The organism is Microbacterium sp. UBA1612 (genome assembly GCF_002321605.1).
Taxonomy (GTDB): domain Bacteria; phylum Actinomycetota; class Actinomycetes; order Actinomycetales; family Microbacteriaceae; genus Microbacterium; species Microbacterium luteum.
The window spans coordinates 96,309-107,226 of sequence record NZ_DCMW01000005.1 but is presented as its reverse complement, the minus strand read 5'-3'; the positions used below and the strand labels follow the sequence as shown (position 1 = coordinate 107,226).

Below are 10,918 nucleotides of genomic sequence, written 5' to 3'. Positions count from 1 at the left end.
GCCGCGAGCCGCGGCCGCGGCGGGTGCGGCCGCCCACCGGTCCTTCATGATCTTCCCGGGTCGGTAGACGGGCTTGTGGTGCCAGGCGGATTCGATCAGCAGCCGGCGGGCGTGCGTGTTCCCGGTCTTCGTGATGGCACCCTGCGACCGGGATCCACCGGAGGAGTGCTCGGAGGGCACCAGGCCGAGATACGACGCGATGGTGCGACCGGTGAAGCGGTCCCAGTCGCCGATCTCGGCCGCGAGAGCGAACCCGGTCAGCGTGGAGATGCCGCGCAGGCAGCACAGTCTGTTCGTCACAGCGGTGAACGGGGAGTCCGTCGCCATCGCGGCGATGTCCCGGTCCAGCCGGTCCCGGCGGGCGAGGATACTGTTCACGGCGTCATAGCCGGCGTCGAACGCCGCAAGGGTGCCGGGCCCGGCGCCATCGAGACCCTCGCGCCGCATCTGCCGCAACCACGCGTCGTGAGCCCCGGTCCAGGCTCGGTCCTTGGCATAGACAAGACCGCGGCGAAGAAGCAACTTGCCCACCCGGTGTCGGGCGGCCAGCAAATCCGTGCGCGCGTCATCGCGGGCGCGGACCAGATCCCTGGCCGCTTCCTCGGCCTGCGTCGGGACACGCACCGCGACCAGCTCGTCCATCTTCAGCAGCCGGGCCAGCAACACTGCGTCCCGGGCGTCGGTCTTGATCCGGTCGCCGGCCGGTCGGATGATCTTCGACGGCGCCGCGACCGTCACCGCAATCCCTGCCGCCTCGAGCTTCCGAGCCAGCCCGAAACCGGTCGGCCCAGCCTCGTATCCGGCGTGCACCGGACCCAGCCGGGCCGAGACCTGCATCACCCACGCGAGGACATCCGCAGCCCCGGCGGGCAGCCGCGCCTCGATCACCTCACCGGTCAACGTGTCGATCGCCGCCGCTCGCACGCTCCGCGCGTGCACATCCAAACCAATAGCCGTACGCTCGTTGAACACCAGGGCCTCCGCTGCATGTCGGCATCCCAAGGCCACTCCTCGGGATGATCCACGAATCTGCACCGCGAGGCCCTGGGCCTACAAGAGCATCAGCACCCCGCCCTCATAGGGTCTGATCTCTGCGCGGCGGCTCGTTGCTTCGACGAGCCGCCCCGCTATCGGTGACGGGCAACCGTGTCAACCGCGATCGCGTGCCTCCGCCCGCTGGATAGCGTGGCGGCACACCTCGCCAAGGAGTCACCGTGTTCCAGCGTCGCCCGCACCACCGCATCACCGTCTCGGTCGTCATCCCGGTGAAGGACGATGCCGCTCACCTGGACCGGTGCCTGCGAAGCATCGCTCGGCAGAGCCTCGCCGTCGACGAGGTCGTCGTCGTCGACAACGGCTCGGTGGATGACTCCGCCGACGTCGCGCGCTGTCACGGGGCCCGGGTCGTGTCCTGCGCGCACCCCGGGGTGGCCGCGGCCGCGTCCGCGGGCTACGACGCGGCTCATGGCGACGTGATCCTCCGCCTCGACGCGGACTGCGCGCCGGGTCCCGGATGGGTGCGGACGATGACCGAGGCTTTGCATGAAGAAGAGAACGTCGGTGCCGTCTTCGGTGGTGCAAGCTTCCACGACGGGCCTCGGTGGCTTCGCCGCCCGCTCGCGGGCGCCTATCTGAGCGCATACGTGCTGGTGGTGGGCGCCGCGCTCGGGCACTGGCCCCTCTTCGGCTCGAACCTCGCCATGCGCGCCGAAGCGTGGCAGGCGGTGAGCGCATCGGTGCACCGAACCCGAGCGGACACGCATGACGACATCGACCTCGCCTTCCACATCGGCGAGCGGCATCGCATCGTGGCCGTCGGCGCGGAGCACATGACCATCTCGATGCGTCCGTTCGCCGATGCTCGGCTGTTCGCCGCGCGGGTCCGCAAGGGGTTCCACACCGTCGTGATGCACTGGCCGCACGACTTCCCCCCGATTCGGTGGGACCGCCGCCTGCTGCGACGCCTGCGTCGCCGCAGCGTCGCGCGCCGCGCTCGACCCGACCATCACCTCGCTGCCTGATGGGCGCCGCCGCTCTCATCGGGGTCGCCACAGCACCCGCGCTGCACGTGATGACGTTCAATGTGCGGCGCCGGCTGCCGCTGTCGATCCGACGGGCGGACCGGTGGACCGGTCGCCGTCGGGCCGTGGAGGCGCTCCTCACCCTCGAGCAGCCGACCGTGCTCGGCGTGCAGGAGGCGATGCCCGGTCAGGCCGACGCCGTCGCCGGTGCGCTCGGTGCTCGGTATCGCCGGCTCGGCCATGGTCGCGACAGCCGCGGTCGCGGCGAGGGGTGCCCGCTGTTCTGGGATGCCGAGCGGCTCGAACTCCTGTCCGGCACACAGCTCGCACTGTCACCCACTCCGGCGGTGGCGGGGTCCCGGGGGTGGGGCAACCCGGTACCGCGCGTCGCCGTTCTCGCGCGGCTGCGGGATCGGCTCACCTCGCGGGAGCTCACGGTCGTGAACACGCACCTCGACGTGTTCTCGCGCCGCTCCCGTCTGCACGCCGCCCGCTGGTTGCGGGGGGTGCTCGCGACCGGAACCACAGCCGGGATCATCCTCGGTGATATGAACGCCCGTCCGGATTCCGCCACGGCGCGTGAGCTCTGGGCCGGCGGTCTGCGGGATGCGTGGCCCGCTGCGGACGTCCGGCTCACCCCCGAATGGGCGACGTTCGCCGACTACCGCGCACCGCGACGCGGCGCGCGCATCGATTGGATCGGCGTGACCTCCGGGGTGCAGGTGGATGCGATCGGCATCAACGCCTTCCGCACGGATGTCGGGTGGCCCTCCGATCACCTGCCGGTGCAGGCGCGGGTGCGCGTGTGCTCATGAGCACGCTGGCACGCAACTTTCTACGGCCACCCCGCGGGGCCCTGGGCGTCGCGGCCGATGGAGTGCGGGCGCTCGGACTCGTCAGTGTCGTCGCCGCGGGGGTGCTTTACGAACCGACGGATGCCGGCATTCTGGCTTTCACGCTGCCCGGCCTCATGATCCCGCGCTTCCTCGCACTCCGCCCGACAGCCGACCTCGTCTTCGGGCTCGTGCTCCTCACCGCCGCGTGGAGCAACGTGTACGACCTCTACACCACGCTCGCGGCGTGGGATCTGGTGGTCCACTTCCTGGCCACCGGTGTTCTGTCCGTCGCCGTCTACCTCTTGCTCGGCCATGCCGGGGTGCTCCCGCGACCTGTCGGACCCGGTCGGCCGCGGCGCGCGCCACTCGTGCTCACCCCTGTCCTCGGGCTCGCGATCAGTGCCTTGTGGGAGATGGTCGAGTGGGCGGGCCGGGAGTTCATCACGGACACGATCTTCGTGACCTATGCCGACACGATCGGCGACATGGCGATCGGCGCTGTCGGTGCAGCCGTGGCGGGAGTGGCGCTGGCCTTCCTGAGACTCGAGGATGATCCGCCCCCGGCCACGTGAGCGGAGCCGTCAGACACGGCCGCGCAGGATGAGGTTCCAGTACACCCACGGCAGAACATAGCGGTCCGCGATCCAGGCGAGGCGGTTCTCCCGGTACATCTGCGGCAGGAACGAGATCGTGGGGTCGGGACGACCATCGGGATCGAACTCCGCCCAGACGACACTCGATCGCGACACCGTCAGCGGGCAGACACCGTAACCGTCGTATCGGCGCGTGGGCTCCTGGCCGCGCAGCGCCGCCGCGAGGTTCTCCGCCACGACGAACGTCTGCTTGCGCAGCGCGCCGCCGGACTTGGAGTTCGTCGTGCCGGCCGCATCCCCGATCGCCCAGACGTCGTCGAACCGGCGATGCCGCAGCGTTTCGGGATCCACCTCGACGAAACCTCCGGGATCGCGCTCGGCCGCCAGACCGGCCGCCGAGATCCACGTCGGCGCCGACTGCGGCGGCACGACGTTCAGAACGTCGTACCGCACCTCCTCGGCGTCGGTCTCGCCGATGCGTCCGATAGCCACCTTCCGCTCCGCCCCGCTGACGGCCCGGATCTCGCTCGCGGTGCGCACCTCGATGCCGAACTCCGCGATGACACGTTCGAGCTCCGCGTCGATGTGGGCAAGACCGAAGACCGTCTCCTCGGGCACCACCAGCACGACCCGGATGTCATCGAGGCACCCGAGGGCACGCCAGTGGGCACACGCCTGGTACATCGGCTTCTGCGCGGCTCCGGAGCAGGAAGCCGGTCCGGGCGGCTGCGTGAACACGACCGTCCCCGATCGCATGTCGCGAAGCAGGGCCGAGAGCTTCACCGCCCCGTCGAGCTCGTAGTGCGAGGTGACCTCGGGCGTGTCGAGAGCTTCCGCGAGTCCCGCCACGGCGGTCCAGTCCTTCACCATCCCCGGGCTGAGGACGAGATGGTCGTATCCGAGCACATCACCGCCGGATGTGGTGACGGTGCGTGCTGCGGGATCGACGGCCTCAACCGCATCGCGCACCCAGCGCACCCCTTTCGGCATCACGTCGGCTTGTGGGCGCGACGTCTGCGACGCGCGCGCCGTGCCACCGGCGACGTGCGAGAACAAGGGCTGATACCGATGCACGGCCTGCGGTTCGATCACGGCGATGTCGGAGACGCCGGCACGTCGCAGTCGTGCGGCGGCGGACACTCCCCCGTTTCCGCCGCCGACGATGATGACGCGGTGATGGGCAGCCTCGGCCCGAGTCTCGTGCGATGCCTCCGGCGAATCCATACGGCCACGCTAGGGAACGTCCCGCCCGACCGGCACCGCTTGCGGACCGGGCGGCGAGCGGCTAGCCGACGCCGCACGGACGTCCTTCCCCAGTGAGCGCGCAGTGAACGCGCAAGATTCTCCTGAGAATCGTCTGTCAACCCCCTCCGCGACCCGGGTCGACGCGCGCAAGATGGATATCGCCCTCGCAAGGAGCAGAAAGCCACACCCCGAATGACCATCGCGATGATGCCATCGTCACACCAGTACGTCCTGGTCGAACTCGAAGACGAGATTCGACTCATCCACGACACCCGTTACGCCGAGAACGACTCGCGTCGCCTCGTCGCATTCGTGGAGCCGGCGCCGGATGACCGCGTAGCGGTCACCTGGCTGCGATCCCTGCCGCTCCGCACCAGCTTCCCCGACGCGGCGTCCGCGCTCGCGGAGATCGAAGCCTGGACCGCCCTGGAGCGGGCGGGCGGCGCCGCTCCGCCCATCCCGATCGCCCACTACGCGCCCCGGCGCATCCGCTCTTCCGCGCGGCGGATCACGCGCGCCTGAGCGGTGGCGACGGGGCCGTGCTCGTCACGCGTGCCCGACCCCGTACTCGACCTCATCGTCGTCATTCGCACCGTTCTCGCGCCGGCGCCGACGCCAGGTGAGGTCGACGAGCCCGACCAGCAAGGCGAGGGAGAGGAACACCGCCGCGGCGAGCATCCCGTAGGCGTAGGCATCGTGGAACACGACGATCTCGCTGGCCGTGCCCTCCTCGCGGAAGATCGTCGCGTAGAAGAACGACAGCGCGACCGCGGTGCCGATGGCCGTGCCGATGCGCTGGCCGAGCTGCCCGACCGAGCCGGCGAGACCGCCCTGCGTCACCGGGATGTCAGCGAGGGCGAGTGTCTGGTTGGGAGAGATGACGAGGCCCCCGCCCAGTCCGCCGACCACCATCGCCGCGGCCATGGCCCAGGGCGTGTACGGCAGCGGGACGAAGATCGCGACGACCACCAGGAGGGCGGTCGCCAGGAGCACGGCGCCCAGGCCCCACACGACGAGGGGTCTGCCGAACCGGTTGACGAGGTTGCCGCCCACCCAGGAACCGGCAGCGCTCGTGGCGGCGAACCCGATGGAGACCATGCCCGCGTAGACCGGCTCGAGACCGAGACCGTCCTGCAGGAAGAGGTTGGTGAGCAGGAACACCGACGGCAGAGCCGCGAAGTACGACGTCGCCAGCAGCGTGCCATTGCGATACGACCGCACCCGGAAGAGACGCAGCGGAACGAGCGGAGCCTTGCCGACGGACTCGTAGTGCCGCTCCCACAGCACGAACCCGCCGACGAAGAGCACGAAGGCGACGAGCAGCCACCATCGCAGGGGGTCGTCGTCGGGAGATCCCGTCGTGAACAGGAACGGGAACATGAGCGAGAGCACGGCGAGACCGAACAGCACCGTGCCGAACGGATCGAGCTCGAGCGGCCGGCGGGTTCGCCGGTGGAGGGGCGGCAGAAGCCAGATCGCGAGGGCGATGGCGATGAGACCCAGCGGCACGTTCATCCAGAAGATCCAGCGCCACCCGTCCTGCGCGCCGCCGAGAGCGATCGCCAGCCCGCCGATCGTCGGGCCGAGGGCCGTGGAGATGCCGATGATCGCTCCGAAGGCACCGAAGGCCTTGCCGCGCGCGGAGCCGCGGAACAGCTCCTGGATGATGCCGAGAACCTGGGGCATCTGAATGCCTGCGGCGACGCCCTGAATCAGGCGGGCGATCAGCAGCACGGTCATCGAGGGCGCAAGCGCACAGACGAGACTCATGACCGTGAACAGGCTCAGGCCGATGATGAACAGCGCGCGCCGCGATCGCTGATCACCCAGGCGTCCCGCCGGAACGAGCACGAGCCCGAAGGTCAGCACGTACCCCGACACGATCAGCCCGAGCTCCGTCGGCGCCGACCCGAACGCATCCTCGATCGAAGGCAGGGCGACGTTGACCTTCGTGAGGTCGAGGATCGTCAGAGCGGCGACCGATACGCATACCGCGAAGGCCCGCCACTGCGCTCGTGGTGAGGGGAGGGGGATGTCGGAGGTGGCCGGCGACGCTGTCTTCGACGTTTCGTTCCCGTTCGCCGTCTCATCACTCATCATCATCGCCAGGTTATCGCTACGCACCGCGCCACGGACCCGTCCGATGCTGATTGACTGGGGCCATGCGCGAGACGGCGATGTTCCCTCTCAGCAGCGTGCTGATGCCGCATATGCCGCTGCCGTTGCGCATCTTCGAGTCGAGATACCTCGTGATGCTCGGGCGCCTGCTCGACGACGACGATCCGCGGTTCGGGGTTGTCCTCATCGAGCGCGGACCGGAGGCCGGGGGCGGCGAGCAGCGGTTCTCGGTCGGCACGCTCGCGCGCGTCTCGCGCGTGGCGGCCCGGGAGGATGACCTGCAGCTCGTCGCCGTCGGGGGCGGCCGGTTCGAAGTCGAGCGGTGGCTCGACGACGACCCGTACCCGCGCGCGATCGTCCGGGAGCTGCCGATGCCGCCGTGGCGTGACGACCTCCTTCCGCTGCGCGAGCGCGCGGAGCAGACGGTGCGCCGGCTCCTGTCGATGTCGGCGGAGTTCGCAGAGCTGCCCTGGGATGCCGACATCGAGCTCGCCGACGATCCCGAGCACGCGTGCTGGCAGCTCGCGGGCATCGCCCCGCTCAGCACCCTCGACCACCTCGCCCTGCTTCAGGCCTCGTCGCTCGACCAGTTGCTCGCCGACCTCATCGCCCGCTGCGACGAGGCGGAACCCGTCTTGACGGCGGGAACGCCGGATGGGGCCTTCGGAGCCGAACTCGACCGGCTTCTCGATGACGTTGAGGGAGACGAGGAGTCCCCCGGACCCGCGGACGGCGACCGCTAGGACTCCGGCAGGCGCCGCATCCGTCGAACGCGCTGGACGATGCGCACGACAGCACGAGCCGGAACACCGATGATGCACGCGACCGTGCCCGACACCGACCGATCCAACGCCCCGAGCACGCTCTTCCGCTCCCACGCATCTCGGATGGCACCGCCCCGCGGGCGCGGCTGGGGGCGGTGCGCAAAGGCACCCGAACGGCGCGCCCCCGCGAGTTCCGCGAGCTGCCCCACCCAGGTGTCCTCTGCCGCCGGGTGGAAGTAGTTGTCTTCGAGCCAGCCGTCGACCGGCATCCGGAACGCGCGCGCGATGACCGCCGTCTCGCCTGCCAAGAGTCCGCTTCCCTCGAACACCGTATTGATGAGTTCGGGAGCGACGCCGAAGACATCGAGCGCGATCACCGGGGTGCCGTGGGCGACGGCCTCGATGGCGGCGGTCGAGCTGATCGTGACGAGCCCGGCGGCGGTAGCCAGCGCCGTGCTCATGGGCTCCGTCGAGACGACGAGGTTCGGCGGCGCGCCTCCCATCGACCGGATGAGGTCGGGATACTCATCGAACTCGCGGTGGGTCTGGCTCTCCCCCTTCGTCCCCCGGAGTTTGAGCACGACGCGCCGACTCGGGTCGGCTTGGGCTGCTCGGATCAGCAGAGCGGCGACGCGGCGACGCGCATCCCGCTCGCGGGGCACGATCGCCTGCGCCGCGAAGACGAGGTCCTGCCCGCCCGCCGTGGCCGTTCCCGGCTCGGCTGCGCGCGCGAAGGGCAGGCGGGCGAGAGCGAAGCGCTGGACAAACCCTTTCTCGGTCGCCAGAGCGGTGAATTCACGCACCTCACGATGGGAGTGCAGCACGAACACGTCACAGGATGCGCGGTAGACGAGAGCCTTCCGCGTGGCGGGCACCGAGATCCCCGGCAGACCGGTCGCGATGACGGACGACGGCACACATGTTCGCACGACACGCGCCAAGACCCGCACGAGCGGCCCGCGCGCGGCGAGCAGGACCACGTCGGGGTCCAGTTCGGCCAGCCGTGCCGGAAGGTCGTCGAACGAGACACGCCACACGTCGGTCAGTCCGCTCCCGGCGAGGGCCGAGCGCTGCTGCGCCTCACTGACCACGAGCGGCGTGTCGAGAACGAGCAGCCGACCGTCGACGGCGTCCGGTCGCGATCCCAGGAGCGCGGCCGCCCACTTCACGTACGAGTCGGTGTCGGCGACGGCGACGACGCGAAGCGGATCGGCTCTCACGCCGGAACGCGACGCAGCTTCGCCATCGGCGCGCGCTCGCCGTCGAACACCCGCTTCACGCCGTCGCCGAGGGCGGTCTCGATGATGCGGATGTCGCGGACGAGATGGTTCAGGCCGGTCGGCTCGAGCGATGCCGCGTGGTCGGAACCCCACATGGTGCGGTCGAGCGTGATGTGGCGCTCGACCGCCGTCGCGCCGAGTGCGACGGCCGCGAGGGAGATCTGCAGCCCGCGCTCGTGACCCGAGTAGCCCACGGGAACCCCGGGATAACGCTCGCGCAGGGCGGGGATCACCCGGAGGTTGGCCTCCTCGGGCTCCATCGGGTAGGTGGAGGTCGCGTGCAGGAGCACGAGATTGCCCGTCCCGAGCACCTCGACCGCATGGTCGATCTGCTCCGACGTCGACATGCCCGTCGACAGGATGATCGGCTTGCCCGTCTCACGCAGCGCGACGAGAAGCTCGGTGTCGGTCAGCGATGCCGACGCCACCTTGTGCGCCGGAACGTGCAGGTCTTCGAGGAACTCCACGCTCGGCACATCCCACGGGGATGCGAACCAATCGACGCCCCGGAGCAGTGCGTGGTCGGCGATCGCCACGTACTCGTCACGCCTGAACTCGATCCGCTTGCGGTACTCGAAGTACGTCATGGTGCCCCACGGCGTCTCCCGGCGCACATCCCGCATGTGCTCGGGCGTCGAGATCTCCGGGGTGCGCTTCTGGAACTTGACCGCATTCGCGCCGGCGTCGGCGGCCACGTCGATCAGCTGTTTGGCGATCTCGACGTCGCCGTTGTGATTGAGGCCGATCTCCGCGATCACGTAGGTGGGCCGACCGCCCCCGATGACGTTCTTCCCGATCGTGACGGTCATGGCTTGCTCCTTGGTGGTTCTGCCTCGGACGAGGCGAGGATGGACTCCGACGAGGCGCCGCGCGCCGCGAGCACCCGTTCGGCGACTTCGCGCACGGCGCCCGCGCCGCCGGAGGACTGCAGCACGATGCGCGCGGCCGCGAGGACGAGGGGGTGCGAATCCGGTACGGCGATCGGCCACCCGACGAGTTCGAGGCAGACGAGATCGTTGACGTCGTTTCCGACGTAGGCGACGCGGTGAAGCGGGATGCCGCGCTCGGCAGCCCACGCCACGAGAGCGCTCGCCTTGTCGTCGAGACCCTGTTCGACGTCGACGCCGAGCTTGCGCGCACGAGCCGTGACGACGGGGTTGCGTTCGGTCGACAGGATGACGACAGGCACGCCGGCTCTGCGCAGCAACGACACTCCCATCCCGTCGGAGCGGCTGACGCGAACCAGTTCGGTGCCCTGCGCGTCGACGTATGCGCTGTCGTCGGTGTGGACGCCGTCGAAATCGGTCACGACCGCATCCACGTCGATCGGACCGTCGAGCGTCGTGGGAACGGTCGAGGGCAGACCAGATGCCGCCATCGCCCTCGCGACCTGGAGCTCCTGTGCCGTGTCGATCTCGATCGCGGTGCTCTCCGGCACCTCGGCGGCGCGCGTGACACCGAAGAAGCGGTGCTCGGCGGCACGGAAACCGTCGACATCGAGCACGTAGAACGCGCCGGTCTCGAGGTAGTGGGGCTCGCGGTCCTGGCGACGCGGACGGACGGCGGCATCGTGGTTGATACCGGAAGCGGCACCCGACGCATCCCGCCGCCAGAGGAACCCGTAGGTCTCGACAGCCGAGAACACGCTGTCGGCGAGCCCGGCGACGACGTCGGACACAGCGGAGTCGAGAGCGGCGGAGTCGATGAAAGGAGAGGTCGCCTGCAGGAACGCGAGGGTTCCGACGGGCGTTCCCTCCGCCGCGAGCACGTCGAGGGCGTGGAGCAGCGCGCTCTCACTCGTGGCGGTGTCGCCGGAGAGCTCGGCGGGCCGGTCGATGACCGCCGCGCCCCACTCGCGCGCGACCGCAGCGATGGCGGGGTCATCGGTCGAGACGACGACCAGGTCGATGGCGGGTGCCGCCTTCGCGGCGGCGACCGCACGCGCCACGAGCGGCACTCCCCCGACGCGGCGCAGGTTCTTGCCCGGCACTCCCTTCGAACCTCCGCGTGCAGGGATGACGGCGACGACGAGCGGACGCACCTCCCCCATCCGCGACGCGG

Annotated in this window: 11 protein-coding genes; 5 read left to right on the top strand and 6 right to left on the bottom strand. The window is 69.9% G+C overall.

What is annotated here, in order from left to right:
- A partial coding sequence (locus tag B3S45_RS03150; RefSeq protein ID WP_286717339.1) for an IS110 family transposase occupies positions 1-972 on the bottom strand: 972 nt, incomplete at its 3' end.
- 242 nt (positions 973-1,214) lie between these two features.
- Here B3S45_RS03150 and B3S45_RS03145 point away from each other — a divergent pair.
- The 3 genes from B3S45_RS03145 to B3S45_RS03135 are packed head-to-tail and all read left to right on the top strand — an operon-like array spanning position 1,215 to position 3,429.
- Positions 1,215-2,021, top strand: a complete 807-nt coding sequence (locus tag B3S45_RS03145; RefSeq protein ID WP_286717337.1) for a glycosyltransferase family A protein — start codon at positions 1,215-1,217, stop codon at positions 2,019-2,021.
- Positions 2,021-2,836 (top strand): endonuclease/exonuclease/phosphatase family protein, encoded by an 816-nt coding sequence (locus B3S45_RS03140; RefSeq protein ID WP_286717336.1) that lies wholly within the window; start codon positions 2,021-2,023, stop codon positions 2,834-2,836. Before B3S45_RS03145 ends, B3S45_RS03140 begins: the two co-directional genes overlap by 1 nt.
- Positions 2,833-3,429, top strand: a complete 597-nt coding sequence (locus B3S45_RS03135; RefSeq protein ID WP_286717334.1) for a hypothetical protein — start codon at positions 2,833-2,835, stop codon at positions 3,427-3,429. Before B3S45_RS03140 ends, B3S45_RS03135 begins: the two co-directional genes overlap by 4 nt.
- A 9-nt stretch (positions 3,430-3,438) precedes the next feature.
- Here the strand turns inward: B3S45_RS03135 and B3S45_RS03130 are convergent, their stop codons facing one another.
- Positions 3,439-4,674 (bottom strand): NAD(P)/FAD-dependent oxidoreductase, encoded by a 1,236-nt coding sequence (locus B3S45_RS03130; protein WP_194383257.1) that lies wholly within the window; start codon positions 4,672-4,674, stop codon positions 3,439-3,441.
- Between the two features lie 228 nt (positions 4,675-4,902).
- Here B3S45_RS03130 and B3S45_RS03125 point away from each other — a divergent pair, with 228 nt between their 5' ends.
- On the top strand, positions 4,903-5,217 hold the full coding sequence (locus B3S45_RS03125) for a hypothetical protein (protein WP_194383258.1): 315 nt from the start codon (positions 4,903-4,905) through the stop codon (positions 5,215-5,217).
- Between the two features lie 24 nt (positions 5,218-5,241).
- Here B3S45_RS03125 and B3S45_RS03120 read toward each other — a convergent pair whose 3' ends face one another.
- Complete coding sequence (locus tag B3S45_RS03120; protein ID WP_194385510.1) at positions 5,242-6,792, bottom strand: MFS transporter; 1,551 nt, start codon at positions 6,790-6,792, stop codon at positions 5,242-5,244.
- Positions 6,793-6,857: 65 nt separating this feature from the next.
- On the opposite strand from B3S45_RS03120, the gene B3S45_RS03115 reads away from it, so the two are divergent.
- Positions 6,858-7,556 carry an LON peptidase substrate-binding domain-containing protein gene (locus B3S45_RS03115; protein ID WP_286717331.1) on the top strand — a complete coding sequence of 233 codons (699 nt, stop codon included), beginning with the start codon at positions 6,858-6,860 and terminating at the stop codon, positions 7,554-7,556.
- Here B3S45_RS03115 and B3S45_RS03110 read toward each other — a convergent pair.
- From B3S45_RS03110 to B3S45_RS03100, 3 genes are read right to left on the bottom strand one after another with little or no spacing between them, the layout of a single operon-like run.
- Positions 7,553-8,797, bottom strand: a complete 1,245-nt coding sequence (locus B3S45_RS03110) for a DUF6716 putative glycosyltransferase (protein ID WP_194383259.1) — start codon at positions 8,795-8,797, stop codon at positions 7,553-7,555. The genes B3S45_RS03115 and B3S45_RS03110 overlap by 4 nt on opposite strands.
- Positions 8,794-9,666 carry an N-acetylneuraminate synthase family protein gene (locus tag B3S45_RS03105; protein ID WP_286717329.1) on the bottom strand — a complete coding sequence of 291 codons (873 nt, stop codon included), beginning with the start codon at positions 9,664-9,666 and terminating at the stop codon, positions 8,794-8,796. The genes B3S45_RS03110 and B3S45_RS03105 overlap by 4 nt, the downstream gene beginning before the upstream one ends.
- Positions 9,663-10,907, bottom strand: coding sequence for an acylneuraminate cytidylyltransferase (locus B3S45_RS03100; RefSeq protein ID WP_194385512.1), 1,245 nt, complete (start codon positions 10,905-10,907; stop codon positions 9,663-9,665). Before B3S45_RS03100 ends, B3S45_RS03105 begins: the two co-directional genes overlap by 4 nt.
- Positions 10,908-10,918 lie beyond the last annotated feature (11 nt).

What these genes read in the sequence shown, in the direction of transcription:
- B3S45_RS03125 (WP_194383258.1), top strand. Translation starts at nt 4,903, where the DNA reads ATGCCATCGTCACACCAGTACGTCCTGGTCGAACTCGAAGACGAGATT.
- B3S45_RS03120 (WP_194385510.1), bottom strand. Translation starts at nt 6,792, where the DNA reads ATGAGTGATGAGACGGCGAACGGGAACGAAACGTCGAAGACAGCGTCG.
- B3S45_RS03115 (WP_286717331.1), top strand. Translation starts at nt 6,858, where the DNA reads ATGCGCGAGACGGCGATGTTCCCTCTCAGCAGCGTGCTGATGCCGCAT.
- B3S45_RS03105 (WP_286717329.1), bottom strand. Translation starts at nt 9,666, where the DNA reads ATGACCGTCACGATCGGGAAGAACGTCATCGGGGGCGGTCGGCCCACC.
- B3S45_RS03130 (WP_194383257.1), bottom strand. Translation starts at nt 4,674, where the DNA reads ATGGATTCGCCGGAGGCATCGCACGAGACTCGGGCCGAGGCTGCCCAT.
- B3S45_RS03135 (WP_286717334.1), top strand. Translation starts at nt 2,833, where the DNA reads ATGAGCACGCTGGCACGCAACTTTCTACGGCCACCCCGCGGGGCCCTG.
- B3S45_RS03100 (WP_194385512.1), bottom strand. Translation starts at nt 10,907, where the DNA reads ATGGGGGAGGTGCGTCCGCTCGTCGTCGCCGTCATCCCTGCACGCGGA.
- B3S45_RS03140 (WP_286717336.1), top strand. Translation starts at nt 2,021, where the DNA reads ATGGGCGCCGCCGCTCTCATCGGGGTCGCCACAGCACCCGCGCTGCAC.